This is a genomic window from Planctobacterium sp. AWM4_229 (assembly GCF_056160305.1).
This window is the reverse complement of record NZ_JBSWWX010000003.1, coordinates 28111-53497: the sequence shown is the minus strand read 5'-3', so window position 1 is coordinate 53497 and position 25387 is coordinate 28111. Positions and strand designations below refer to the sequence as shown.

The following is a 25387-nucleotide window of genomic DNA, read 5'->3' as shown; positions in this document are numbered from 1 at the left end:
AATACCTGAGAAAAAGATAACCTTTTTCCGTCATTGTCATATAACGTTGCGGCTTATTCAGCGCTATGCTTTGCAAATAATGCCAACATGTCTTCTTCTGTCATCACTGCTACCCCTAAATCCTGCGCTTTAGTGAGCTTTGAGCCGGCTTTGTCACCAGCAATTAAATAATCGGTTTTGGCACTGACACTGCCAGATACCTTTGCTCCCAGGTTTTGCAGCACTGCTTTGGCTTCATTTCTGCCCATCGCGGTTAATGTGCCCGTGAGCACAAAGGTTTTATTCACCAGAGGTTGGGCATCTTGAGACTTTTCTTCAATCTCTGGCCACTTAACACCAAGCTCCCGCAACTCGCTGATCACCGCTTGATTATGTTCCTCTTTGAAAAAGTGCAATACATGAGATGCAACAACTTCACCGACGTCATTTACTTCCACCAGCTGCTCCATTGTTGCTTGCATAATGGCTTCAATGGTTTTGAAATGATTCGCCAAATTCGCAGCGGTCGCTTCCCCCACTTCCCGGATCCCTAAAGCATAGAGAAAACGGGGTAAGCTCGTTTGTTTGGATTTTTCCAAGGCGTTGATGATGTTATTGGCAGATTTCTCGCCCATTCGCTCCATGGAGGATAATGTGATCACTTCCAGGCGGAAGAAGTCAGCGGGAGTATTTACCGCCCCCATATCCACTAGTTGCTCTACTAATTTATCGCCTAATCCATCCACATCCAGTGCTTTGCGCGAGGCAAAGTGCTTGAGGGACTCTTTTAATTGCGCCGGACAAATCAAGCCACCGGTGCAGCGCAGTACCGCCTCCTCATCCAATCGCTCTACATGGGAGTCGCATTCCGGACAGGTTAACGGAAACACCACTTCTTTAGCGTCTTGCGGGCGGTGCTCCTGAACCACGGAGACGATTTGTGGGATCACATCCCCAGCGCGACGGATAATTACTGTATCCCCCACTTTTACCTGCAGGCGATTTATTTCATCTTGATTGTGCAGCGTTGCATTAGATACGGTTACACCGCCAACAAAAACAGGTTCAAGCCTGGCCACAGGTGTGATAGCGCCGGTTCGTCCCACCTGAAATTCCACGTCTAGCAATTTGGTCATTTCTTCCTGGGCGGGGAATTTGTGGGCAATCGCCCAGCGTGGCGCTTTCGCCACAAAGCCCAACTCTTGTTGTAGCGCGATATCGTTAACTTTAAACACCACACCATCTATCTCATAGGGCAACGTGGCTCGTTTTTGCGCCAAAGCTTGATAGTACTCAAGACAGCCTTTGGCACCGGATGCCACACTCACCTCAGGGCTCAGCGGCAGCCCCCATTGAGATAATTGCTTGAGACGCCCTGCATGCTCACCCGCCAATGGCTGACGCTCGCCTTCGACGATCCCCACTGAGTAGGCGTAAAACATCAATGGTCTTGCGGCAGTAATTCGAGAGTCTAGCTGGCGTAAGCTACCTGCGGCGGCATTACGCGGATTGGCAAAGACCTTTTTATCATTGTCTTTTTGGGCTTTGTTCAGTGCCGCAAATCCTGTCAGCGACATAAACACCTCACCACGCACTTCCATTCTTGCTGGGAAATCTTCACCGCGCAAACTCAAGGGCACATTTTTGATGGTTCGCACATTGGATGTGATGTCTTCTCCTACACGACCGTCCCCTCGGGTGGCAGCTCTGACAAACTTGCCATCTTCATACAAGATACTTACCGCTAAACCATCCAATTTCGGTTCACAGCTGTAATCAATGCTGATGTCACGCTTGAGTCTGTCCTTCAAGCGCTTCTCGAAGGCAAATAATTCTTCTTCATTAAAGGCATTGTCCAGAGAGAGCATCGGTAACTCATGGGTCACCTGGGTAAAAGCCTCTAGCGGTGCGCCCCCTACTTTTTGCGATGGCGAATCAGACGATAACCAGTCTGGATGTTGTGCTTCAATTTCCTGCAAGCGACGCATTAAACGATCATATTCAGCGTCGGGGACGGTGGGCATATCCAGCACGTAATATTGGTAATTGTATTCGTTAAGCTGCGTTTTAAGGCTTTGCAGTTCATTAAAAAGACTGTCGTTACCAGACATATTCGGGGCTTACCTTGTCATCATGTAATTTATAGGGAAAAGAGGCAGCATTGCGCTGCCTTTAAAACTTTATAAGTTTAGGCGCGGCGGATCATCCGGCGACGCTCAAATTCTCTGATTTTCTCAACATATTGTTGCAGACTTTGTTTGGTTAATACGCTACGGCGGCCATCCAGTACCTGCGCACCAAACTCGTCAGCCAGCTTTCGGGCAGCATTGTGCATCATGTTGAATACCTGGTGAGCATCGGCTTCAATGGGTAAGGTCATGAATAACGACAAACCTCGTGTATTGAAGTTTTCCATATTGTCGATGTCAAAGGTGCCCGGATTGAACATATTCGCTAAGGTGAACAACCTGGGGCCTTTACCATTGCTAGCAGCATGGCGATGAAACATATTGTGTTCACCGAACTTGAACCCCAAAGTAAGTAATGATGGCAATAAAGCTGCACCATGGATCACCTTGCCCTCGGGCACTCTAACGTTGAGGATCAATACTTCACTTTGCGGCGCGTCCTCGGCACCTTTGTCTGTCGCATCAAGCGACTCTCTCTCTGGCGAAGTTTCTAAATCAAGACCTATCTGATCTTTGTCTTTATCCGCTGCCTTTGGCTTCTTCGACTTAACAACCGGCTCATCTGATTTACGGCCCACCAGCTTTCTGGCTTTATCCGCTATCGACTCGCTGCTGCGTCCCATTTTGTTGCCGCCCACCACTTCGGTTCGGGTATGTTCACTTTTTAATGCACTGGCGCGACGTGGCGTTTCTTCGATATCGATTGAGGTATCTATCATGGGGATATCATCAAGCGATACTTTTCTTTGACTTTCACCGTTGTCTTCTTTGCGCAGCAAACTGGAAGGCGGTTCCGGTAATTCTTCCGTTGTTTCAGCCTTAGTTTCTGTGGCTGGTGCCGCTACCTTTGCTGGTGCGGGTGTCGCTGGCTTTTCTGCCACCACTCGCACTGCACCGATGCCGTATTCATCGTAACTCTCGTTAACAGGTGTTGTGGCCGACGGCTCTGGACGCAATGGCTTGGCAACGGGGGTATCCACATCCGATGCTGCATAAAGTGGTTGATCACCCACTAACGGATCATATTCTTCGGCACTATCCGCAAGCGGTTCTGGTTGCACCGCCTCGCTTATCTCATCTGCCGGGTGTTCAACAAACTCCTGTTCATCCGACAGCAGCGGATCATCATCACTGATCACAAAATCAGGCTCGTCTCGCCTCATAGCCTCAGTTTCAGCGTCTTGTTTCGCCTTGTTGTTTTTTCTAATTGTCCACATGCCATGGGCGAGAATGCCGGCAATGGCAAAAATACCTATACCAATTAGCGCAAGTCGGAAATCATCCATTTAAATGGTCACCCTTTGTTATTCAACGCTTTTATTATTATTTTTTACGTTACCAGGTTTATGCATTTGCGATGGCCACAGCTTCTTCAACGTCCACAGCAACAATCCGGGAAACGCCTGGTTCTGCCATGGTAACACCTGTAAGGTGATAAGCCATTTCCATCGCAATTTTATTATGGGTTATAAAAATAAACTGTACAGTTTTCGACATTTCGGAAACCAGCTTACAAAATCTGCCAACATTAGCATCATCCAGCGGCGCATCCACCTCATCCAGCAAGCAAAAAGGTGCAGGATTTAATCGAAAAATCGCAAATACCAATGATAAAGCGGTCAGGGCTTTTTCTCCACCAGAAAGCAGATGAATTGTACTGTTTTTCTTGCCGGGAGGTCTGGCCATAATGGTTACCCCGGTTTCCAACAGATCTTCGCCAGTGAGTTCCAACCATGCTGCACCACCGCCAAACACTTTAGGGAACAGCATTTTGACGTCTTCATTAACCTTGTCAAAGGTTTCTTTGAAGCGAGTTCGGGTCTCTTTATCAATTTTCCTGATAGCGTTTTCGAGGGTTTCAAGAGCCGCTTCCAAATCCGCGTTTTGTGTATCTAAATGTTGCTTACGCTCCGATTGCACCTCAAACTCATCCACTGCGGCTAGATTGACGGCCCCTAACTTTTGCAACGCTGCAGTGGTTTTTTCCAGCTCCACACGCCATTGCTCTTCATCGTATTCATCTGGGAGTTGTTCCAGAATTTGTTTTAAGGACTGCTGCATCTCTTGCAACTGCTCTACAAAGGTATTTGCTCTGGTGCGGTTTCGCTCTATTTCAAGCTGCAATGATTGCACTTCTGCGCGCATTTTTTCCACTTGCTGTTGCACGCCTACCTGGCCTTTCTCGGCGTCAGCCAATTGCTCCTCAATATGCTGTAATTGCTGATTGTATTGCGTTTGCGAATCCGCCAGGGATTGCTTTTCTTGCAATAACACATCCAGCTTGTCTTGCTGGCCTTCTCCTGGTGCCATTAACTCTTCTAGTTCTTTATTAAGCCTTGTCAGTTTTTCCTGGTTACGCGTGGACTCCACTTGCCCTGTATGCAACTTATTGCGATTGGCGTCAGCCTGAAAACGTAAATCCTGCAGTTTCAGAGCGATACTGTGCTGTTTGGTACGGGTGTTTTCTACCCCCATCCGGGCTGTTTCTAACTGTTCTTCAAAGCGAGAGCGCTGTACTTCGATATCGCCGTGCCCGGCTTCCAATTGCTCAATTTGCTCCTCCAGCTCCTCGACTTCCAAAGCCAGCTCTTCCAGTTGCAATTTTTCTTCTTCCAGCTGCTCTTCTTGCTGTGCCAGCTCCTGATGTAAACGACTTTGTTTTTGTTGCTGTTGTAATTGCTGATTTTGCAATAGCTTGATTTGCTGCATTAGATGCTGCAGCTCTAGTTTATTGGACTGCAATGCCATTTCGGTTTCGCGAATGCGAGCGCTTTTATCTTCTAGCTGGCTGCGCTGCTGCTGATATTGCTCATCGAGGTTATTAACCAGTACATTGTGCTGTTCAATTTGATGTTGCAACTCATTGATCTGCGCTTTTTGCTCCAGTGGACTTTGATGACGACGATTCAAACCTGCGATACACCAGTCGCTACCATACCAATGGCCAGTGGCAGTGATCACAGTCTGTCCTGGCTGCACTCCTTGCAACTTAGATTTTGCATCTGCTTCATCTTGGGCCACTAACACAGTGTTTAGCCATTGAGGCACTTTTTCACTCAAACATTGTTCAGCTAAAGTGCCCGGTAATTTTTCTTTGGACATCTGCTCCCGACTAAAAACTTTCAAACCATCAGGTAGCGTATTCGGCCCAATATTTTCCATCAACCAGGCATCAGAGAAGAGTTGCATGGCGGTCTCGACGGCATATTGCCATTCGGTCTCAACCTGGATGTAGTCCCAAAACGGGGTGCTGCTGTCCTGTTGTGACAACCATTCCTGCTCATCCCCTTCTGCTTTGAATTGTTTTTCTAGCCTGTGCTTGAGATTCTCTAGTTGCGATTCCAATTTGTGCAGCTGTTTATATTGCAGCTCCCTCTCTTCACTCAGGCTTTTGTGTTCCTCTTGCAGAGCGAGTCGCTCTGAACAAAGGGATGAATAGCTATCCTGAGTTTCATCTTGTGCCTGCTGCAGCTGTTCGCTTCTCAGTTGTGCTTCTTGCAATTCATTTTCCACATCAGGAGAAATGCCTTCGTTTAACTCCTGTCGAAGTTCATTGATACGCTGCTCAGTGCGCAATTGAATCTGCAACAACCCCTGGATTTTGCTGTGCCGATTTTGTGCTTGTTGTTTTAAGTGGGTAAATTGCTGATCAGTGCTGCGCCACTCTTTTTGCTTATCCAGCCATTGCTCTTGTAAACGGTTGAGGTTTTCCTCAGCGTCTAACAATGCTTCACTCATGATTTCCGCTTCGGGCTCTAATAGCTCTAGTTGCTCTTCCACCAGCACAGATTGTTCTTGCAACTCTTCCAGGCGCAGTGAAAATTCTTCAGCCAGTGATTCCCCGGCGCCAATTTCTTCGTTTAACTGGCTCTCCCGCTGAATACGAAAAATTTTGTTTTGCTCAAGTCGGGTTATTTCATTGCCTACCAGATAAAACTGATGCTGTAGGTCAGCAATCTGCTGCTTTACCTCTTGCTGCTGTTCTTTAAGACCGGTGATTTCCTTTTCATCGCCCCGCTGTTTGGCAATAAAGGCCTCAATATCTGATTCCTGAAGGTTTACCTGCTGTTCCAGTTGTGCGATTTTATCGCCGTGTTTTAACCAGCGAATCGCTGCCAACTGGCCTTTATAAGTGCGTTCTTTGGCCTTTAGCTCTGTATAACGTTTGGCCGCCGATGCCTGACGTTGCAATTTATCCAGTTGCTGACCCAACTCTGTACGCACGTCGCCCAAGCGGTCGAGGTTATCTCGGGTATGACGAATGCGATTTTCTGTTTCCCGACGGCGCTCCTTGTATTTGGAAACTCCAGCCGCTTCTTCGATGAAAACCCGCAACTCTTGCGGTTTCGATTCGATCAAGCGAGAAATCATGCCCTGCTCTATGATGGCATAGCTGCGTGGACCAAGCCCGGTTCCTAAAAATAAATCAGTGACATCTCGACGACGACAACGAGTGCTGTTCAGATAGTAATTTGATTGCGCATCTCGAGTTACCACTCGCTTCACCGAGATTTCGTTGAATGCGGCGTATTCACCTTGTATGCGCTGACTGCTATTGTCAAACACCAGTTCAACACTGCATTGAGATACTGGTTTTCGGGAAGAAGAACCATTAAAAATTACATCTGTCATGGCGTCACCACGCAGATTCTTGGCGGAACTCTCACCAAGCACCCAACGCACAGCGTCAATAACATTGGATTTGCCACAGCCATTGGGCCCGACGATAGCGGTCATATCGTCGGGAAACGGAATATTGGTTGGGTCAACAAAGGACTTAAATCCGGCGAGTCGAATTTTCTTAAGTCGCATTGTGGTATTGGCCCATGTGGCTAAAAAAGGTCGGCACGTTATATTGTTTTTGTTGTTTTAAGCGCTATCAGAGTAATCTACCACTTCTCAATATCTGTAACAATTCCCTAATAGCGGCTGGTTTTATTCCGGCCACGCTGTTGTTATCATTCCCCTTCACCAGCAATAAAGTAGGTAAAATGGCAAATAAATCAGGATTAGATTATTTTTTTCAGGGCTTTGACTTAATCTCAAGACCTGGTGTCAGGTTGTTCGTCATTGTCCCACTGATTATTAATGTGCTGTTATTTGGTGCCGCCTTTTATTATTTATTCGGACAAATTGACCCATTAGTGCAAGAAGTGACTGACTGGGTTCCGTCTTGGCTGGACTGGCTAAAAGAAGGCTTGGCCTACATCATCTGGCCGCTAGCGGTGTTAATTATTCTACTGTTTTCTGCCTTTATTTTTGGCACATTAGCTAACTGGATTGCCGCGCCTTTCAACGGTTTATTGTCGGAACGTATTGAGCTGATGCTAACCGGACAGCCAATTTCAGACGATGGCTTTACCGACTTAATAAAAGACATTCCCAGAACCCTGGCTCGCGAAGTAGTAAAGCTAGGTTATTACCTGCCCAGAGCTATTTTGTTTTTGCTGATGTTTTTTTTGTTGCCGCTGATTGGTCAGATAATTTGGTTCCTGTTTACGGCATGGATGATGGCAGTGCAGTATTGCGATTATCCATTTGATAACCACAAAGTGCCCTTTAAAAAGATGCGCTTGCAATTGGCAAAAGACAAACCCAATGCTTTTATGTTCGGTATCACTGTGACGTTTTTCTCCATGATACCCATCGTTAATTTTGTGGTAATGCCCGTCGCTATCTGCGGAGCAACAGCGATGTGGGTAGACAAATATCGAGACAACTATAAAGAACATTAAGACATGGCGGGGCTAGCCTACAGAGGTGGTCCCTTCTACGATGCAATTTCGGCCGTTTTGCTTGGCGCGGTATAGGGCTTTATCGGTAATTTCAAGTCCTTGTTCAAAGCCCATTCCTGAGGGAAGCTCAAATAATCCGATACTGGCAGACTTTTTCAGTTCTTCTCCGTTTATTTGAAAACTCGCCTTTTTAAAATCGACGCGAATACGCTCTGCAACTTTAAAAGCAATTTCGCGATTGCAATTTAACACCACGAGAAATTCCTCACCGCCATAGCGAAAAGCATAATCTTGCTCGCGTATCTCGCGTTTAATGACCTCCGCAATCAATACAATAAGCCGGTCCCCAGTCGCATGGCCATAATTGTCGTTTACCCCTTTAAATCGGTCCAAATCCAACATTAGTAGAGTTCGAGTTTTATCATCATTGCCGGTCAGCATTTTTTGAATAAATTCATTGGTTAAAAATCGTCGGTTATACAATTTGGTCAGAGGATCGGTATTACTGGCATCAGTCAGTATTTCTTTTTGCCTTTTGAGCAAACTCAACTGTTCTTTGTAGCGCCCGGACCAAAGAAATACCGCTATGGCCACAATAACGATGCCAAGGTTGGTAGCGATGTTTTCAAAAACTAATGCCAGCCAATCAGGATGAATATTCACAAATTCATCTAACAAGTCGTGGCCATCACCCACTAACATGCAACAAAAGCCGACAAACATAAGCTTTGACTCAGCCTTATCTGACTCCAGGCGCATATTTATCCCCAATAAGAGTAAGATAAAGGCAATGGAAAAAATTTCACTTACCACATCGTTATAATCAATATTGTTAACCGTGCTGTTCGCATTCAGGTGAACCAGCAGCACCAGCCAAACACTCAGTACCACCAGGAGCACCACGAGTGAAGTCATACGTATTAATCCAAATGGTTTGATGTCGTGCATATCACTTTCTTGAGCTGTCTATTTGTTAATGCCTTGTGGATTGAGCAGCTGAAATTAATAGAAAAGTGTGACGTAAATGTTGCACCACGGAGAAACATTTGATTCAGATTCAGCTAAAAGATAAAAAACTGGCACATTTTTTGAGCAATCGACGAAGACAACAGGGTGAGTATCTTTACCCTGCAAAAAAAGTGATTCATCTCAGTTACTGGCATCACATTTTTTTATCTACCTTCCAGTTAGAGCCAGATAATTCAAGGCTTTGCTGTCTTTTTTAGTTAATAATTATTTCACAAAAATAGTATTGCATTTTACCCGTCCCTGCCGCACACTGCGATACGGGATAGGGTGAAGCATTGAGGCATCACTCGCGGCATAAGGTGGCTTTGATTGTTGGACCCTTCTGGCGTATTACTACAACAGTCAAAGAGAAGAAATCATGAAATTATACGTTGGTAACTTGTCCTACCGGTTGACTGATGCCGAGTTGGAAGAAGCGTTTGCCCCTTTCGGTAATGTTTTATCTGCTAAGATTATTATGGAAAGAGAAACCAATCGCTCAAAAGGATTTGGATTTGTAGAGTTTGAATCAAAAGAAGATGGCGAAAGCGCAATTGAAGGCCTGAATGGCAAAGAAGTTGGCGGTCGAGCTGTTGTTGTGAATGAAGCTCGTCCACCGAAGCCACGCACCCACAATGGTGGTGGTCAAAGAAAACGTTACTAAGCGTTTTCTTCGGGTTTTTCAAAGGCGCTCCAAAAGGGGCGTTTTTTGTTTATTGTGCTCTTATTTGTTTTCTATGACGTTAGTAAAATTGCGTCGCACCACAATCATCTTTCAACCCCTAACCATAAATGCAAGCCACAATTACGTAACTAAATAACTAACCTCGCCTGCACATTGACGATACATTTACATATTCTTACGATTTAAAATCACATACCATCAGAACAATGGCAAAAACGAGTTTACACCACGTATTCATCCGCTAATCTCAGCCATTCTAAATTTATCGCCTATAGTTAATGCGGAACATCGCAAGTTTTAATCGGTTTTAAGGATGCTAATGCAACGACTTTTCTGGACTTTGTTGTTATTTTTTTTCTCTCAAGCTGCCATAGCTAACCCACCGGATGTACCTAAAATCAGCGACGCTATTGAGATTGATGGGCAACTAGATGAACCCGCCTGGAAACACGCGGCTACTATTGAGCTTAATAACATCACCTGGCCACAAGAGAACATAACTCCGGATGTTAAGACTACGGTTCGCTATTTTGAAAATGGTGATACCCTTTTTGTGGCCTTTGAAGCTTTTGATCCTGCCCCTGAGGATATCCGGGCATTTTACAACGACAGGGACAGAGTTTGGCGGGACGATTTAGTCGGTATAAAACTCGATCCATATAACGACCATCGCCTGGTTTTTCAGTTCTTTGTCAACCCACTGGGGGTGCAGCTGGATAGCATTGAAAACGTCATTCGCAACAGTGAAAGTGATGCCTGGGATGGTATATGGGATTCTCAGGGACGTATTCATGAACAGGGTTATACCGTGGAAATGGCAATCCCTTTACGCAACTTTAACTTTAACCCCTCCGAGGGAAAGCAAACCTGGGCGGTTGAATTCCTGCGCTTTTACCCACGTAACGAAAGACAGCGCATATCCAATCTTCACATAGATCGCAATAATGACTGCTGGGCCTGTCAAATGGTAGAGATGAGCGGTTTTGAAGGTATGCAGCAGGGAAAATCCTTCGCCATAGTGCCCACCTTGGTTTTGGGCTACGGTCAGAACCGAGAGCTACAGGAAAACACCGGTCTAAACGGCGTTGATTACACTTTTGATGACTGGAGTGGCGAGTCAAATATAGAGCCGGGTTTAGATATTAAATGGGGTATAAGCTCAGATGTTTTCTTAAACGCCACCATTAACCCGGATTTTTCCCAAGTGGAAGCCGATTCCGCCCAATTGGGTGTAAACAATAATTTCACCCTGTTTTTCCCGGAAAAAAGGCCCTTTTTCCTGGAAAACCAGGATATGTTTAATAGTTTGTTTGATTTAGTCTATACCCGAAATATTGGTGCCCCTGACATAGGTGCAAAGCTTACGGGCAAGTCCGGCAAACATACTTTTGGCCTGTTTGCAGCCGATGACAACAACACCACATTTCTGGTTCCGGGAAACCTACGCTCATCAGTGGCAGAGTTAGATCAAGACAGTAACAATGCTGCAGTAAGATACCGCTATGATGCCAACGCTGATTTATCAATCGGTATTCTGGGCACCTTCAGAACATCCGATAACTACCATAACTACACAGGTTCAATAGATACTACCTATCGCATTACACCTCAAGATACTCTCAAAGCACAGTTTGTGCTCAGTGATACTCAATATCCTGAATGGCTCAGCAATGACTTTTGTGATGAAGATGATTGTCGCAGTGAAAATATCAGCTGCAGCTTTGGCAACTGCATTACCAACGAGCAGGTGCTGCGCACCCAAGACACAAACGGTTTAAATGATAGCGCTTTTTATGTTGGCTACAACCATGAAGAGAGGGACTGGTTTATGTATGCTAACTACCGTGATATCGGTAAGGATCACCGCGCAGATTTAGGCTTTGAGAGTCGTACTGACTACAACAAGGCAGTCGTGGGTGGTGGCCTACTCTGGTATGGCGAAGAGGATGACTGGTGGACCCGTTCAGAACTGCGGGGGGATTGGGATATTACTCACAATGATGCAGGTGAACTGATTGAACGAGAAGTTGAAGCTATTTTTAACTTCTCAGGGCCTATGCAATCTTTTGCCGAAATAGGTTGCGTTTTAAATGAGCATGTCGGCATTCGACTGGACGCGTCTAAATTGGAGATAGACGGTAATACCACACTATTTGATCGCAATTTCTGTTTTCTCTACGGCAATATTCAACCGGCATCGGGGGTGTTTCTTGAAAACGAATTTGTGGTTGGAAAGCAAATCGATTTCGCCAATAACCGATTGGCCGACCGATTTACCTGGATCCCCGGTTTTGAATACAGCATCAACGCCCACTTGCGCGCAGAGCTCAATTACCTGTACGAAAAGCTCGAGGCGGACGGGGCTGAGGTATTCACTGCTCATCAAGCCGATTTAAGACTGAAATACAATCTTGATGTACGCAACTCCATCAAACTCAGTCTGATCTATACCAAGATCGAGCACAATCTGGATAATCAACCGGCAAGAAATCCAGACAATTATCCGGATGAACGCTATACAGATATAGCAACACAGCTCATCTACAGCTACAAAATAAATCCGCAAACGGTATTTTTTGCCGGATACGCCGATCGCGCTTTCCAAGATGATCGCATTGATAGCCTGGAAAGGGATAATCGCAGTTTGTTCTTAAAATTTAGCTATGCCTGGCTTATGTGATCCCGTTCCAATCTCATGGCAGAGCAGATAGCACTCTGCCCTTCACAACTTCTCCGAGGTCTGACCCCTGCATTTTAGTATAGCTAAACAGATAGTTGGCAATACAATTGCAAAATTTGCTCAGTATACTGTTGCTTTACCACAAATTTAGTTACCAAATTACACAAAATAGTGATTTTTGTGCGTTATTGCGGTATAAACAAGCTATTAATGTAATTTAATTACAACTTTAACGTAGGACACACATCATGGCACTGACAAAAAAATTTTTAAAATCTAAACCTGTTTGCAAAGTCACCTTTAAATTGACCCAAGAAGAAGCAAAAAGCGCCGATTCGGTGCAACTAATGGGCGAATTCAATAGCTGGGATGCCAAAGCCGCCCCCATGAAGAAGCTGAAAAACGGTGGTTTCACTCAAACTGTGGACCTGGAAGCGGGCAAAGAATTTCGTTTTCGTTACCTGCTAGACGGTGAGACATGGGAAAACGACTGGTCAGCCGACAAGTATATTCCTTCTGAGTCTTCTTATGATGATGACTCGATAGTTTCTACCGTCGCTTAAAACAGCTTTTTTACGGGGTGCGTCGTCACCCCACTACAGGCTATTGAGCAAAATACTGGTTTCGCTATTTAGCACGCCAGAAATATCTCTTACTTTGTGTAGTACTGAGTCAAACTCCGCAAGTGAACTGGCTTGTATGTCCAGCACTAAATCCCAAGCGCCATTGGTAGTATGTATTTTTAACACATTGGGGATGCCTCTGAGTCGTTGCACAACAGGACTGGTGGAACGTCCGGATACAGACACCATCATTACTGCTTTGACCAAATCTTGATCCACATCGCTGTTTACCCGAATAGTGAACCCCAATATGGCCCCAGAATCTATCAACTTATCCAAGCGATTTTGCACGGTGCCACGAGACACGCCAAGAATATCTGATAACTTTGCCACCGAAGCTCTGCCATCCACACGAAGCTGAGCAATTAAGGTTTGATCTAATTGGTCGAGATTTTGTCGATATTCTGACATAGTAACTTTTCTGCTAAATGCTTAAACTGGACTTGTATAATGCCATTTAATCAGCAGTTTTAAACAGAGTTTTGGCGAAGTGCTTAGCGCAGAGTTAAAAGTGGTGATTTGTGATTGTTGCAAGACACGGCATTAAGTCATTCGAGATAACAATGACACTGGCGAGCAATAGCTCACCAGTGTTGAATTTTACTGTCAGGCCAACGCCTGCTCAAAGTCAGCCAGAAGATCCTGAATGTCTTCAATTCCGATGGACATGCGGATCATATTGTCACTAATTCCCATATCCGCTCTGACTTCTGCCCCCATTTCGTAATAGATGGTATGGGCAACCGGAATGGCTAAAGTTCGGGTATCGCCTAAATGTGTCGCATTTAGCACCAGTTGCAACTTGTTCATGAAGGCAAAACAATCTACCGATTCATGCAGATCGAAACTCAGGATACCGCCGTACTGACTGAAATAATGACTGGCTTTATCGTGCTGTGGATGCGCTTTTAAACCGGGATAATATACCGCCGCAATTTTGGGATGCCGCTCTAAATATTGAGCTAACTGCAGTGCATTGTCACAGCTTCGGTCCATTCGCAATGCCAGCGTTTCCATACCAACGGAAATTGCATGGGCCGAGTCAGAGGTCAAACAACCTCCCATATCCCGCAAGCCCTTTTTCTTTATTTGCATTAAACCTTGCTGTGCCACAGGTAGGCCGCGGAACCCCTCTTGAATGCCCGGATAAGCTTGCCAGTCATACAGTCCGGTATCCACCACAATGCCGCCTAACACCTGGCCATGGCCAGCGTAATACTTGGTTAAAGAGCCCACCAGGAGTGAAGCTTTCACCGCTTTAGCATCGAAAATATATGCAGGCGTCATGGTATTATCTACCATATACACCAGCTTGTGCTGTTCACATAATTCGCCAATAGGCAACAAATCAGCCACCTGAGTAACAGGGTTGGCAATGGTTTCCAGATACACGGCTCTGGTGTTTTCCTTGATAGCTTCGGCAACATTGTTCACGTCTGTCACATCAACAACACTGACTTCGATACCATAGCGGCGCAAAGTACCAATAAAGCTGTTGGTATTGCCAAAAACAAACTGACTCATGATCAGGTGATCACCTTGCTGTAACAAGGCTAAAAAGGTAGTGGTAATTGCCGCCATACCAGAAGCAAAGGTCAGTGAACCTACGCCACCTTCAATACTTGTAAGCATATTTTGCAGTGCATCGATTGAAGCAGAAGATTGCCTGGAATAGGCATGACCCGCAACTTTCCCCTGAAAGATATCCACCAGATCCTGAATATCGGGATAATCGAACAGCACGGAATTATTGGTGGCCTGATGTACAGCACCGTCTTGGGGATGATTAATTAAACGATCGGCATGCACTAATCGCGTATTGAATCCTTTGTTATTTAGAATATCTGACATGTTTAAAATACTGAATAGTGGAAAAACACCGAGCACAGCAGTGCTCGTCTAGCAATTACTGCGAAACTATCACAAAAAGCGCGGCAATGCTTTTTCAGGTTGATATTAGTTAGATCAGAATCTAACGTTCGCCAGAAACACTGCTTAGCTGTGGGAATTTAGGACGCATTTGCGCGAAAAAAGCTTGGGCTCGCTGTAACCCTTCCTCAATATCTTCAGAAATATCAATTGCAGGGCCGAATACCAACTCTTTGGCCTTGTAGTCTAATCCCACAAGAAATACCGGGATTTGTGCCTGATGGGCCATTTGCAGAAATCCCGTTTTCCATTTGTCTACACGACGACGAGTCCCCTCTGGCGCCAGGGCAACTATGAGATCCGGTTGAGATTTAAAACGCGCCACCATTTGTTCCACAACCCCATGGCGTTTGGAACGATCCACCGGGATTCCCCCTAGCCCTTTGAGTAAACCTGCAAAGGGCCAGATAAAAATAGAGGCTTTCATCATAAAGCCCATTTTTACGCGCAAGCAAAAATAAGCCGCCAGACTGATAACAAAATCCCAATTACTGGTATGGGGGGCAATTGCCATAATATATTGTCTTTGTTCAGGCAACTGACCACGGAAACGCCAGCCCATCACTTTCAGAAAGAGCACCCCCAACCACCAGGTTATTGGGTTTTTCCGCGGTGTATGACTTGCGGGAATAGCGGGAATTTGTAAACTGCGCACGATATCTGTTTGGATATTGAATGATTTGATTGCAAAATTCTGTCTCATTCAATTCACCTTGTCACCCGTTTTGAGTTAAATAATGTGCATTTTGTTTATCGCTGTAAAACAGCATCCCAAATTTCCGCTTATCATTGCCGCTAATCGGGATGAGTTTTATCAACGCCCCACCCTTGAAAGTGGCTACTGGCCAGATTTTCCGCAATTGCTGGGCGGCAAGGATTTAGAGGCTGGCGGCACCTGGATGGGTGTAACGAAACAGGGCTACGTTAGTGCCTTGACCAATATACGCGCCCCACACCTGAATCAAGACAATGCCCAAAGTCGAGGCCAGCTGGTACTGGACTATCTATCCAAATCGGAATTAAGAGCAAGTTACGTACAGCAGCTGCATCAGTCTCGATCCAGGTTCAATGGTTACAATCTACTCTTCGGAAAATGGCACGACTTAGCGGTATACAATAACCACGAAGACTCATTACAGTTTCTTGATAACGGTTTTTACGGATTGTCCAATGCCAATTTAAACAGTCCCTGGCCAAAGATTAACAAGGGTGTTCAGGCGCTGAAACACTATTGTGAACAGATGAATCAAGTTGAACCGGAGATCTTGCTCGAATTAATGCGCAATGAGGACAAAGCAGAAGATCATCTGCTGCCTAAAACCGGTGTACCGGAAATCTGGGAAAAACAGTTGTCTTCCATTTTCATTAATACCCAAGGTTATGGTACCAGAACCTCTACTATTTTTTGGATTGATGACAATAGCGAAGCCTTTTGGTACGAGCGTACATTTAATGAAAAGGCGGAAATTACTGGAGATATTAAACAGCAGTTTTCAATTTATGGAAGTTAGCGTTTTAAAAATCGTTTTTTCAGCCACTAAAGGCGCTCAAGTACTCGTAATGCGCCGCCAAAATGTTCATAATAGCGGCCATTGGGCACCACGAATCAGGTGCGATTACCATTAGTGACTGAGGAAAAACATGTTCGAAGTATTACCCGCCTTACCCGCAGACCCAATTTTGGGATTATCAGCAGCGTTCAAAGAAGACACTAATCCTAAAAAGATTGATTTAGGTGTGGGTGTTTACAAAGACGAAAATGGCAATACTCCGATTCTGGAGTCGGTAACCAAGGCGCAGCGATTACTTCTCGACTCAGAAACCACCAAAACTTACATTGCCCCGCAAGGTGTAGCAGGTTTTCTGACTGGAATGAAAGCACTTTTGTTTGGTGCAAGTCACCCAGCTGTTACTGAAGATCGCATCACTGCGGTGCAAACACCGGGTGGTACGGGTGCTTTGCGTCTGCTTGCTGAACTAATTGCACGAGGCAACCCTAACGCCACAGTTTGGGTGAGTGACCCTACGTGGGCTAACCACATTCCTATTTTCGAAACTGCGGGTTTGCGTATTGAAAAATACCCTTACTTCGACAAAGAAAGTCGCGGTATTCGTTTTGACGCCATGATGGAAACCCTTAACTCCGTTAAAAAAGACGACATCGTGCTGTTACATGGTTGCTGCCATAACCCCACAGGACAAGACCTGAGTCAAACACAATGGCAAGCCGTATTAGAAGCAGCACAAAAAACAGGCTTCATCCCTTTTATTGATGTGGCCTATCAAGGATTTGGTGATGGTCTCGACGAAGACGCTTATGGCATCAGACTGCTGTCAGAAAATTTGCCAGAGATGATTTTATCTGCATCCTGTTCTAAAAATTTCGGCCTTTATCGCGAAAGAACGGGTATGGCTTGTGTAGTGACCAACAGCAAGGCGACTCGTCAGAGCTTACAAACTCAAATTCAGAGCGTGGCCAGAGCGAATTACTCTATGCCTCCTTCATGGGGAGCTGCCATTGTTGATATCATCCTTAATGATGAGCAACTCAAAGCATTGTGGCAATCTGAGGTGACCGACATGCGCACGCGTATGAAATCACTCAGAGCCATGCTGGTGCAAAAACTTAAAGATAAAGGTGCCAGCATGGATTTTGATTTTGTAAATTCTCAAAAAGGCATGTTTTCCTTCCTGTGCATCTCACCAGAGCAAGTAAAGAAAATGCGCGCTGATAGTGCGGTGTATTTTGTAGATTCCAGCCGTGTCAATATTGCCGGTATATCGCAAAGCAATGTAGACGACCTTGCAGAAGCCCTGGTCAAAGTTCTTTAACAACATTAAGCCCGGTTTACCGGGCTTTTTTTTGCGCGTTTTTTAACAGCGGTCTTTGTGTATGGAGAATATTCAGTTGCAAACCATCATCGCTAAATCCTGGAGCCACCTTCACGAACTGCTTTTTGCGGGTTCATGGAATGATGAAATCTCGCGTTATCGAAGTCCTTACGCGTTTCGCGGCCAACCCTCTGAAAAGTTTGATTTAAAGACCTCACTGATGCGCTTGGGCGGTGAGTTCCAACCTTTGGAAAAACATCTGTTGCGCAACTTCAGAAAATACGGCCATGATAATTTCGATACGACCAATGCCATCTGGCACTGGTTGACGATTGCCCAACATCACGGTTTGCCAACCCGGATGTTAGACTGGACCTACTCCCCCTTGGTAGCAATGCACTTTGCCACTGCCGATATTGATTATGCCGATCAGGATGGCATTATCTGGAAGGTAAATTATCACGATGCCTATAAACAGTTTCCCAAAAAAATGCGAGATTGTCTGGACAACGAAGGAGGAAATGTCTTCACATTGGAAATGCTGGAATCATTGGTAAAAGACCTGGACGAATTCGATTTAATGAGTAAAGAGGAGTTCTTCATTTTTTATGAACCACCATCCACTGACGCACGCATTGTAAACCAACACGCACTTTTTTCTGTAGCTTCAGGCGCGCATCTGTTATTAGACGACCTGCTGGAAAAACACGCTATCGATAACGTTGCCATAGTCATCCCCAAAGAAATCAAATGGGAAGTGAGGGACAAACTGGATCAATCTAACATTACAGAGCGGGTCTTGTTCCCGGGTCTTGACGGATTGAGTGCGTGGCTTAAGCGCCACTACAGCCCCACCTTGCAAAAATAGTCTTTGTATTTTCTGCGTGCTACACTGAAACAGATATTGGAGGCGTAATTATGAATGGTCGAAACAACAACACTGGTATCCCAGCTAATTTGAAAAGGGGCGTGGAACAAGCGTCGGGTCACAATATGGCCGATGTCAGAGTACAGACAAACTCTGCCCAACCGCAACGAATGCAAGCCCAAGCCTACACCCAGGGCAGTAATATTCACCTCAGTTCCGGTCAGGCACAGCACCTACCTCACGAAATGGCACATGTACAGCAACAACGCCAGGGAAGAGTGCAAGCCACAAACGGTGCCGCTAATTTACAAAATAAAGGACGCAGGTAAAACCCTTTCAGCATTATGGTGACTGAAATCTCCCTTCAGGCTGCACTTGACCTGAAAAACAGTATTCCGGAAATGCGACAAACCTCCACTATCGATGAATTACAAGCGCGAGTGGGCAACAATTACCTTTGCTTAGGCTACATTGAGAATAATGAACTCGTAGCCTTTAAACTGGGTTACCCTCAGGATAAACATACCTTTTACAGCTGGTTAGGGGCTGTCACACCGCAGTATCGCGGTAGAGGCATTGCTAAAACATTGTTGCAAGCTCAAGAAAAATGGTGCCTTGAAAATAAATTCGACACCATTGAAGTGAAGTCCATGAATCAATTCAAGCCTATGCTGACCATGCTGCTGAGCAATGGTTACGACATTACTGGTTTCACCAAAGGTAATGCAATTACCGAGCATAAAATTCATTTCACAAAACAACTCACGCTGAACAGATAAAGCCAAACCAGGACTATATTCTCCTTAATGTGGCAAGCATCTACTACAAACCAATTTTGGCCTGCACTCTTTTTAACCAAAAGTAGTATTGTTTTCCCTGACTGAATATTGATAATTCCTCCCTTAAACAACTTTCGGTACGTCCATCAATCAATTGAGTCAGCACTACTTCATGATGAGCAATAAGCTAACAATTTGGATGGTTTTAAGTTTGTTCGTCGCAATCTTCCCATGTGCCGCTGACGATTACCGAGGCGCGACCAAACCAATAGCCACCTTAAAGTTTGATATTTCCGGCTCCAGTGCTTGGTATCCCTATTTCATTCCGGATGCGGAACACCCGGGTATTGTGGCTGAATTAGTCAGTGCCGTTCTGGCCGAAGCCAATATTCTCGGCGTACCCACTGAACTCCCTCCCAAAAGAACCCTTATGGCGTTGGAGAAAGGTGAATTGGATTTTGATGTTACCAGCCCCAGTTGGTTTGCCGATCATAAAATACCCGAGGGATTCGTGATCAGTGAAGGCTTAATAGAAATTCGCGAGTTCCTGGTTACCCTGCCTGAAAATCAACATCTATTCAGCACACTGGAGCAGATGCATCACCAGCAAATAGGCACGGTCAGGGGCTACCTTTACAACAATGATACAATGTTTGAACGCATCGATTTTAATTCTGAACATCAGCTGATTAAAGCATTGCAGATCGGTCGCGTAAAAGCGGTCATTATGGGCGATCTGCCCGCTAGTTATTGGGCAGAACAAATTGGGATCAGCATCGCCTTTGGCGCGCAGCATTCGCAAGGAGACCTACACTTTCGCCTAAGAGAAGAACATGCCCACTTACTGACGCCAATTAATAAGGCCATTGATAGTTTAAAAAACGAGGGGAAAATAGAACAAATTACCTCTCATTACATAAAACACTCTGAGCAAAATAGCAGTAGTAAATTAATGAACCCTTCTCTTCTGGCTAATTAACGCTAAAAATCTAACTTTTTAGCGTTTTACGCTTGTCTATCAGCACACAAAAAGTAACATACGATATCCGGTTACTCTGTGTAACCCTGAAAACCTCTTGTCGCTATCAAAGTGACTTAACTAAATTCTTGATTGGAGATTTGAATGGCACACGCCGCCGTCGTAGATGTACTTAGTGGAAAGTACAATGCAGGAGACACAATTGTCGTGAAAGGTTGGGTTCGCACACGTCGCGATTCCAAAGCTGGTTTATCCTTTGTTGCAGTGCATGATGGCAGCTGCTTTGACCCAGTTCAGGTCATCGCATTAAATACCCTGAATAATTACGCTGATGTGCAAAAACTTACAGCAGGTTGCTCTGTTTCCGTTTCTGGTGTACTCAAAGAATCTGAGGGTGCCGGACAAGCACTGGAAATCGAAGCCACAGCGGTTGAAGTATTGGGTTGGGTGGAAAACCCCGACACTTATCCAATGGCCGCCAAACGTCACAGCATCGAATTTTTGCGCGAGCACGCGCACCTGCGAGCCAGAACCAATGTTATTGGTGCCGTAACACGTGTGAGAAACTGTTTATCCCAAGCAATTCACCGATTCTTCCACGAACGTGGTTACTACTGGATCAGTACGCCAATTATTACTGCCAGTGACACTGAAGGCGCAGGTGAAATGTTCAGAGTTTCAACGCTGGACATGATGAATTTACCACGCAACGACAAAGGCGATGTCGACTATTCACAAGACTTTTTCGGCAATGAGGCATTTCTGACTGTATCAGGTCAGTTAAATGTAGAAACTTACTGCTGTGCACTTTCTAAGGTATATACCTTTGGTCCGACTTTCAGAGCTGAAAACTCCAATACCAGTAGACATCTGGCTGAATTCTGGATGATTGAGCCGGAAGTAGCCTTTGCCGACCTTGCTGATATTGCGCAGCTGTCAGAAGACATGTTGAAATATGTATTCAAAGCCGTATTAGAAGAACGTGCTGATGATATGGCATTCTTCGCACAACGTATCAACAAAGAAGCGGTTAGCCGTCTGGAAAAGGTCATAGAACAAGACTTCGTGCGCATGGACTACACCGATGCCATTGAAATTTTGAAAAACTGTGGCAAAAAATTCGAGTTCCCTGTGGAATGGGGAATTGACCTTGCCTCTGAACATGAGAGATATCTGGCTGAAGAGCATGTGGGAGCTCCCATCATCATGCAGAATTACCCTAAAGATATCAAAGCCTTTTACATGCGCATGAATCCCGATGGTAAGACGGTGGCAGCCATGGATGTACTCGCCCCGGGAATTGGAGAAATCATCGGTGGCTCGCAACGTGAGGAGCGCCTGGACGTGCTCGACCAACGTATGGAAGAAATGGATCTGGTAAAAGAAGACTATAGCTGGTACCGCGATTTAAGACGCTACGGCTCAGTGCCTCACTCTGGATTTGGCCTTGGATTTGAAAGACTGGTAGCTTATGTCACTGGTATGCAAAATGTCAGAGATGTCATTCCTTTCCCCAGAACGCCTGGCAACGCCGAATACTAGTATATTCAATCCTCAGGCACCTTTTGCAGGTGCCTGAACTTTACCCTCAAAGACTCAAATTTTTCTTCCATTCGATCAGACTAAACTGTGGCGGCACATCTCCATATTGACACTGTATGTATAAGAAAATCATTTACTTAGGTGTAAGACATTGGCTATAAACCAGGTATAAATTTCACTCTTAATATTCCACGAATATTATTTTCAGCGACTCTCACTGCAGAATGTGACAAATATGTACTTTGTTATGTTTAAGAACAAGCACATCACACTGCTCTCCAGAAGAGAATGAGAGAAGTTATCATTCCCAATAACCGCAATTTTAATGGTATCCGGGCCATTAATGCCCCTGAAGGCCTAAAAAATGTAAACGCTTCAAAAAAAATTCAAACTTTTTTCTTTTTTATTTCATACACTTATTAAATTTCAGAGGTCTTTTTTAGGCATGTTAATCTCGTCCCACAAAATATTTTTTACCATTACATCACTGAAAGAATGAATTCCATGATTCCAATTTAATCTTTAATAGATGGGGTGTTAAAAGATGATTATTACAGGTACTGATTTACGCATCATGCGCTTAAGAGCGGGTAAGACTACAGTTCAAATGGCAGAATTTGCTGGCGTTAAAACACGTAAAACTTATGAGAACTGGGAAAAAAACGTAGGTTCACCTAGCATGAACCAATTCCTGGCAATGTCTATGGCGTGCGGATTCAAACCTGCTGAATTGATCAAAATGTACATCGAACGTGATAACAGCGATTCAGAAATTGATTTAATGTCTGCTTCTGAAAGCGCCTGATAAATTGCTGTCTGGGCCTGCGGGCCCAGAATTGTTTCGTCACTTCTGCCCGTTATTATCTGCGAGACTTATTACCCTTAATAAGCTTGTTTCTGGCTTTCTCATCGGCTTCTAACCAATTTTTGATAAGCACAGCTATGCGCTTCGAATCTTCTTCCGCAAATTGAACTAACGTATCTGAAACGGTTGGCTTATTGTTGACCTTAGTCTTGTGGCGTTTGAAAAATCCCATAAATCCTCCCGACACCTTGTTGTCAGAGTTAGCATTATTTTTCGCTTTGGACTTGTCATTGCTCATATTCTAGCAACTCCATCAGATGGAATGTTGTGCAGATACAGTTTAGTACCTTAAAAGGTAAAATGCTCAAACCATATCAGCCGCTGTTTCACCCATAGTTTTTGACATTAGCGTTTGTAAATGCCTCAATGTTTGGTTATAAATCACCGTAAATTGGCTGATAACCAAAGGTATTTGCACATGGATGCAATAGAATTACTTGTGAACCGACAGTCGCAACCTCGCCTGAAAGAACCTGCGCCTTGTGGTGAGGCACTTGCCAATATTAAAAGAGCCGCCCTCAGGGCCCCTGATCATGCCTCACTAAAACCTTGGCAATTCATTGTTTGTGAAGGTAATGGCAGGAAAAAACTCGGTGATCTACTTGAGCAAGCAGCTATCGCCAGTGACATGAGTGACAGGGATATCGAAAGAGCCCCCGAACTACCGCTCAGAGCTCCCATGGTGATTATTACCATCATGAAGTACAAAGAGCATCCCAAAGTACCTTGGGTTGAACAGGTAGCTGCTGCAGCGAGCGCCATGAGCGCAATGCAAATGGCCGCAGTGGCACAGGGCTTTCAAGGAATTTGGCGCACTGGTGCGTACGCCCAAGACGAAAACCTGAAGTCAGCGCTATATTTAGAAGAACAAGATGAAATTATGGGATTCTTGTATCTCGGTACTCCAGGTGCTGAAAACGTTGAAAAGCAAATCAGCGACCTGGATGAGTATTTCGAACATTGGGATTAAAGATAAGTAATGGCTGATGCGACATCAGCCATTACGTCTGGTTAGCAAGTTATTGTGGTTCTTGCTGGATAAAATCCATATCAGCCCATTCTTCTTCAACAACAGCTAATCTTTTACCGGCGGTATTCGCCTGCTCCACCATCTCCATGCGTGTTAGCACCGGGCCAGCTAGAGGCACATCAGTGGATTGACGACCGAACTGAATGCGCTCTATCAATTCATCACTACTGCGCAGTATGTATTGGAATTGGGTAGAGGGCCTTCTCACGGCGACATCGGCTTTACCGTCGCCATCGTAATCCGCAACAATAGGCACGTCTTCGGACTGTTTACCAAAGTTAATGCGCTGAATTTCACTGTCTGAACTATTCAGTATGTAGAAAAATTGATTTGAAGCACGACGCACTGCCACATCGGCTTTACCATCACCATCATAATCAGCAGGAACCGGAATATCATCTTGATCTCTGCCAAATACAATACGGTCTATCTCACCATCTGAGGAACGCAGAATATACCAGGTAAAGTTGGATGGTCTTCTGACCGCCACATCATCAATACCATCGCCATCGTAATCTGCAGGCACAGGAATATCAGTTTCCTGCAACCCAAAATTAATACGTTGGATCTCGCCATCACTGGAATTCAATATGTACCACATTTGGTTGGACGCACGTCGAACGGCAACGTCCGTGATACCGTCACCGTCATAATCTGCTGGGACGGGAATATCATCGGCGTTACGACCGAATTGAATCCGTTGAATCTCACCATCGGAACTGTTCTTAATGTACCAAAAGAAAGTGGACGGCCTTCTCACAGCAATATCCGCGATACCATCACCGTCAAAATCTCCTGAAACCGGGATGTCAGCACTGTTTTGACCGAATACGTGACGCTGGATTTCAGCATCGGATGAATTACTTATGTATTGATAAAAATTGGAAGGTCTGCGCACACCAACATCAGCTAATCCGTCACCATCATAATCGTAAGCCACAAAATTACTTGGCTCTACTGGATCAATCACATCCTCTTCTGCCACGCTAATCACCTGCTCAATACAGGCAGGAGAAGAGTCATCGCCAGTTTGCAAGAAATCGTTATTCGCTGGTTGAGAACAAGCATAAAGGGTTACACTGCCCTCCACTTCAGGTGCCTGCCATTGAAACGAGAAAGTAGCGGTATTGCTGGAGGCGGATTGCGGCGTCATGTGACTCAATTTGCCGTCATCCACCAGCTGTGCATCCCCTGCGATCAAAAAGGCGTTACTATCGGATAACTCCGCCTGAAATCCGGCAACAGCCGAGGTAACGCTTGAGGGAGCACTAAAACTCAAGACTAAACTGACATCATTTACACTGCCTGGCGTGACCTCCGTGTCTCCGGAAAAAGCCAGAGAAGACTTGAAATCCTGTCCGGAAGAGTGACAATTAGATTGAGCACAGGTCATGCCCTGTAAACCTGTGGCAGTCTCACCACCATCGATACCAAACCGATTGGCCTGTGCCTGACCCGTTGCTAACAAAACCGAAGCAGCCAGCGAAAAAGCAACAAACGCGCGAGAGGAGCGCCGTTCAGTAGCTGTAATTTTAATCTTCATAGAATAGATTCCTTACAGACAAAACATTGTTTTGCCAGATTGAGCGTGACAACAGTGTGGCAATTGTTGCTTCACTTTTCAAAAGGAAATTTAGTGATTTGTGAACTGTTTCCGATTAGAC

22 protein-coding genes are annotated in these 25387 nt (G+C 45.1%); 13 read left to right on the top strand and 9 right to left on the bottom strand.

The window, feature by feature from the left end:
- Nucleotides 1–53: 53 nt before the first annotated feature.
- From ligA to smc, 3 genes are all read right to left on the bottom strand, one after another.
- Nucleotides 54–2090 carry an NAD-dependent DNA ligase LigA gene (ligA, locus tag ACXAGP_RS06495; protein ID WP_475260307.1) on the bottom strand — a complete coding sequence of 679 codons (2037 nt, stop codon included), beginning with the start codon at nucleotides 2088–2090 and terminating at the stop codon, nucleotides 54–56.
- A 77-nt stretch (nucleotides 2091–2167) separates the two neighbouring features.
- Nucleotides 2168–3454: a cell division protein ZipA gene (zipA, locus tag ACXAGP_RS06490; RefSeq protein ID WP_475260306.1), complete on the bottom strand. Its 1287-nt coding sequence runs from the start codon at nucleotides 3452–3454 to the stop codon at nucleotides 2168–2170.
- 58 nt (nucleotides 3455–3512) lie between these two features.
- The gene (gene smc / locus ACXAGP_RS06485; RefSeq protein ID WP_475260305.1) at nucleotides 3513–6980 is read right to left on the bottom strand and encodes a chromosome segregation protein SMC; all 3468 of its coding nucleotides are present in this window, start codon (nucleotides 6978–6980) and stop codon (nucleotides 3513–3515) included.
- 179 nt (nucleotides 6981–7159) lie between these two features.
- Here smc and cysZ point away from each other — a divergent pair, with 179 nt between their 5' ends.
- Nucleotides 7160–7903, top strand: coding sequence for a sulfate transporter CysZ (cysZ, locus tag ACXAGP_RS06480; RefSeq protein WP_475260304.1), 744 nt, complete (start codon nucleotides 7160–7162; stop codon nucleotides 7901–7903).
- A gap of 12 nt (nucleotides 7904–7915) precedes the next feature.
- Here cysZ and ACXAGP_RS06475 read toward each other — a convergent pair whose 3' ends face one another.
- Nucleotides 7916–8851 (bottom strand): GGDEF domain-containing protein, encoded by a 936-nt coding sequence (locus ACXAGP_RS06475; RefSeq protein ID WP_475260303.1) that lies wholly within the window; start codon nucleotides 8849–8851, stop codon nucleotides 7916–7918.
- A gap of 439 nt (nucleotides 8852–9290) precedes the next feature.
- Here ACXAGP_RS06475 and ACXAGP_RS06470 point away from each other — a divergent pair, with 439 nt between their 5' ends.
- The 3 genes from ACXAGP_RS06470 to ACXAGP_RS06460 all read left to right on the top strand — a co-directional run bounded on the left by ACXAGP_RS06470 (nucleotide 9291) and on the right by ACXAGP_RS06460 (nucleotide 12839).
- Entirely contained in the window at nucleotides 9291–9575 is a 285-nt protein-coding gene (locus tag ACXAGP_RS06470; RefSeq protein ID WP_338292025.1) for an RNA recognition motif domain-containing protein, read from the top strand.
- 340 nt (nucleotides 9576–9915) lie between these two features.
- A complete protein-coding gene (locus tag ACXAGP_RS06465) occupies nucleotides 9916–12276 on the top strand; it encodes a carbohydrate binding family 9 domain-containing protein (protein ID WP_475260301.1) in 2361 nt (786 codons plus the stop codon).
- A 248-nt stretch (nucleotides 12277–12524) separates the two neighbouring features.
- The gene (locus ACXAGP_RS06460; RefSeq protein WP_475260300.1) at nucleotides 12525–12839 is read left to right on the top strand and encodes an isoamylase early set domain-containing protein; all 315 of its coding nucleotides are present in this window, start codon (nucleotides 12525–12527) and stop codon (nucleotides 12837–12839) included.
- A 33-nt stretch (nucleotides 12840–12872) separates the two neighbouring features.
- Here ACXAGP_RS06460 and ACXAGP_RS06455 read toward each other — a convergent pair whose 3' ends face one another.
- From ACXAGP_RS06455 to ACXAGP_RS06445, 3 genes are all read right to left on the bottom strand, one after another.
- Nucleotides 12873–13310: an Lrp/AsnC family transcriptional regulator gene (locus tag ACXAGP_RS06455; RefSeq protein ID WP_475260298.1), complete on the bottom strand. Its 438-nt coding sequence runs from the start codon at nucleotides 13308–13310 to the stop codon at nucleotides 12873–12875.
- Nucleotides 13311–13505: 195 nt separating this feature from the next.
- Nucleotides 13506–14750, bottom strand: a complete 1245-nt coding sequence (locus tag ACXAGP_RS06450; protein ID WP_475260297.1) for a cystathionine gamma-synthase family protein — start codon at nucleotides 14748–14750, stop codon at nucleotides 13506–13508.
- Nucleotides 14751–14871: 121 nt separating this feature from the next.
- Nucleotides 14872–15531, bottom strand: a complete 660-nt coding sequence (locus tag ACXAGP_RS06445; RefSeq protein ID WP_475260296.1) for a 1-acyl-sn-glycerol-3-phosphate acyltransferase — start codon at nucleotides 15529–15531, stop codon at nucleotides 14872–14874.
- 34 nt (nucleotides 15532–15565) lie between these two features.
- Here ACXAGP_RS06445 and ACXAGP_RS06440 point away from each other — a divergent pair, with 34 nt between their 5' ends.
- The 8 genes from ACXAGP_RS06440 to ACXAGP_RS06405 all read left to right on the top strand — a co-directional run bounded on the left by ACXAGP_RS06440 (nucleotide 15566) and on the right by ACXAGP_RS06405 (nucleotide 22633).
- A complete protein-coding gene (locus ACXAGP_RS06440; protein ID WP_475260295.1) occupies nucleotides 15566–16339 on the top strand; it encodes an NRDE family protein in 774 nt (257 codons plus the stop codon).
- A 130-nt stretch (nucleotides 16340–16469) separates the two neighbouring features.
- Nucleotides 16470–17660: an amino acid aminotransferase gene (locus ACXAGP_RS06435; RefSeq protein WP_475260294.1), complete on the top strand. Its 1191-nt coding sequence runs from the start codon at nucleotides 16470–16472 to the stop codon at nucleotides 17658–17660.
- Nucleotides 17661–17721: 61 nt separating this feature from the next.
- A complete protein-coding gene (locus ACXAGP_RS06430) occupies nucleotides 17722–18528 on the top strand; it encodes an FRG domain-containing protein (RefSeq protein ID WP_475260293.1) in 807 nt (268 codons plus the stop codon).
- Between the two features lie 50 nt (nucleotides 18529–18578).
- Nucleotides 18579–18857 (top strand): eCIS core domain-containing protein, encoded by a 279-nt coding sequence (locus ACXAGP_RS06425; RefSeq protein WP_475260291.1) that lies wholly within the window; start codon nucleotides 18579–18581, stop codon nucleotides 18855–18857.
- A 15-nt stretch (nucleotides 18858–18872) separates the two neighbouring features.
- Nucleotides 18873–19307, top strand: a complete 435-nt coding sequence (locus ACXAGP_RS06420; RefSeq protein ID WP_475260289.1) for a GNAT family N-acetyltransferase — start codon at nucleotides 18873–18875, stop codon at nucleotides 19305–19307.
- Nucleotides 19308–19479: 172 nt separating this feature from the next.
- A complete protein-coding gene (locus tag ACXAGP_RS06415; RefSeq protein ID WP_475260288.1) occupies nucleotides 19480–20286 on the top strand; it encodes a substrate-binding periplasmic protein in 807 nt (268 codons plus the stop codon).
- A 144-nt stretch (nucleotides 20287–20430) separates the two neighbouring features.
- Nucleotides 20431–21828 (top strand): asparagine--tRNA ligase, encoded by a 1398-nt coding sequence (asnS, locus tag ACXAGP_RS06410; RefSeq protein ID WP_475260287.1) that lies wholly within the window; start codon nucleotides 20431–20433, stop codon nucleotides 21826–21828.
- Between the two features lie 544 nt (nucleotides 21829–22372).
- Nucleotides 22373–22633 (top strand): helix-turn-helix transcriptional regulator, encoded by a 261-nt coding sequence (locus ACXAGP_RS06405; RefSeq protein WP_338292008.1) that lies wholly within the window; start codon nucleotides 22373–22375, stop codon nucleotides 22631–22633.
- Nucleotides 22634–22688: 55 nt separating this feature from the next.
- Here ACXAGP_RS06405 and ACXAGP_RS06400 read toward each other — a convergent pair whose 3' ends face one another.
- The gene (locus ACXAGP_RS06400; RefSeq protein WP_475260285.1) at nucleotides 22689–22931 is read right to left on the bottom strand and encodes a hypothetical protein; all 243 of its coding nucleotides are present in this window, start codon (nucleotides 22929–22931) and stop codon (nucleotides 22689–22691) included.
- Nucleotides 22932–23111: 180 nt separating this feature from the next.
- Between ACXAGP_RS06400 and ACXAGP_RS06395 the strand changes: the two genes are divergently transcribed.
- Nucleotides 23112–23663, top strand: coding sequence for an NAD(P)H nitroreductase (locus ACXAGP_RS06395; RefSeq protein WP_475260284.1), 552 nt, complete (start codon nucleotides 23112–23114; stop codon nucleotides 23661–23663).
- Nucleotides 23664–23712: 49 nt separating this feature from the next.
- On the opposite strand, the gene ACXAGP_RS06390 is transcribed toward ACXAGP_RS06395, so the two are convergent.
- Entirely contained in the window at nucleotides 23713–25266 is a 1554-nt protein-coding gene (locus tag ACXAGP_RS06390) for an FG-GAP-like repeat-containing protein (RefSeq protein ID WP_475260282.1), read from the bottom strand.
- Between the last annotated feature and the right edge of the window lie 121 nt (nucleotides 25267–25387).

Coding starts and splice junctions, on each gene's coding strand:
- cysZ (WP_475260304.1), top strand. CDS start 7,160: ATGGCAAATAAATCAGGATTAGATTATTTTTTTCAGGGCTTTGACTTA.
- ACXAGP_RS06445 (WP_475260296.1), bottom strand. CDS start 15,531: ATGAGACAGAATTTTGCAATCAAATCATTCAATATCCAAACAGATATC.
- ACXAGP_RS06440 (WP_475260295.1), top strand. CDS start 15,566: ATGTGCATTTTGTTTATCGCTGTAAAACAGCATCCCAAATTTCCGCTT.
- ACXAGP_RS06475 (WP_475260303.1), bottom strand. CDS start 8,851: ATGCACGACATCAAACCATTTGGATTAATACGTATGACTTCACTCGTG.
- ACXAGP_RS06435 (WP_475260294.1), top strand. CDS start 16,470: ATGTTCGAAGTATTACCCGCCTTACCCGCAGACCCAATTTTGGGATTA.
- ACXAGP_RS06470 (WP_338292025.1), top strand. CDS start 9,291: ATGAAATTATACGTTGGTAACTTGTCCTACCGGTTGACTGATGCCGAG.
- ACXAGP_RS06430 (WP_475260293.1), top strand. CDS start 17,722: ATGGAGAATATTCAGTTGCAAACCATCATCGCTAAATCCTGGAGCCAC.
- ACXAGP_RS06465 (WP_475260301.1), top strand. CDS start 9,916: ATGCAACGACTTTTCTGGACTTTGTTGTTATTTTTTTTCTCTCAAGCT.
- ACXAGP_RS06400 (WP_475260285.1), bottom strand. CDS start 22,931: ATGAGCAATGACAAGTCCAAAGCGAAAAATAATGCTAACTCTGACAAC.
- smc (WP_475260305.1), bottom strand. CDS start 6,980: ATGCGACTTAAGAAAATTCGACTCGCCGGATTTAAGTCCTTTGTTGAC.
- ACXAGP_RS06450 (WP_475260297.1), bottom strand. CDS start 14,750: ATGTCAGATATTCTAAATAACAAAGGATTCAATACGCGATTAGTGCAT.
- ACXAGP_RS06460 (WP_475260300.1), top strand. CDS start 12,525: ATGGCACTGACAAAAAAATTTTTAAAATCTAAACCTGTTTGCAAAGTC.
- ACXAGP_RS06390 (WP_475260282.1), bottom strand. CDS start 25,266: ATGAAGATTAAAATTACAGCTACTGAACGGCGCTCCTCTCGCGCGTTT.
- asnS (WP_475260287.1), top strand. CDS start 20,431: ATGGCACACGCCGCCGTCGTAGATGTACTTAGTGGAAAGTACAATGCA.
- ligA (WP_475260307.1), bottom strand. CDS start 2,090: ATGTCTGGTAACGACAGTCTTTTTAATGAACTGCAAAGCCTTAAAACG.
- ACXAGP_RS06415 (WP_475260288.1), top strand. CDS start 19,480: ATGATGAGCAATAAGCTAACAATTTGGATGGTTTTAAGTTTGTTCGTC.
- ACXAGP_RS06420 (WP_475260289.1), top strand. CDS start 18,873: ATGGTGACTGAAATCTCCCTTCAGGCTGCACTTGACCTGAAAAACAGT.
- ACXAGP_RS06455 (WP_475260298.1), bottom strand. CDS start 13,310: ATGTCAGAATATCGACAAAATCTCGACCAATTAGATCAAACCTTAATT.
- zipA (WP_475260306.1), bottom strand. CDS start 3,454: ATGGATGATTTCCGACTTGCGCTAATTGGTATAGGTATTTTTGCCATT.
- ACXAGP_RS06405 (WP_338292008.1), top strand. CDS start 22,373: ATGATTATTACAGGTACTGATTTACGCATCATGCGCTTAAGAGCGGGT.
- ACXAGP_RS06425 (WP_475260291.1), top strand. CDS start 18,579: ATGAATGGTCGAAACAACAACACTGGTATCCCAGCTAATTTGAAAAGG.
- ACXAGP_RS06395 (WP_475260284.1), top strand. CDS start 23,112: ATGGATGCAATAGAATTACTTGTGAACCGACAGTCGCAACCTCGCCTG.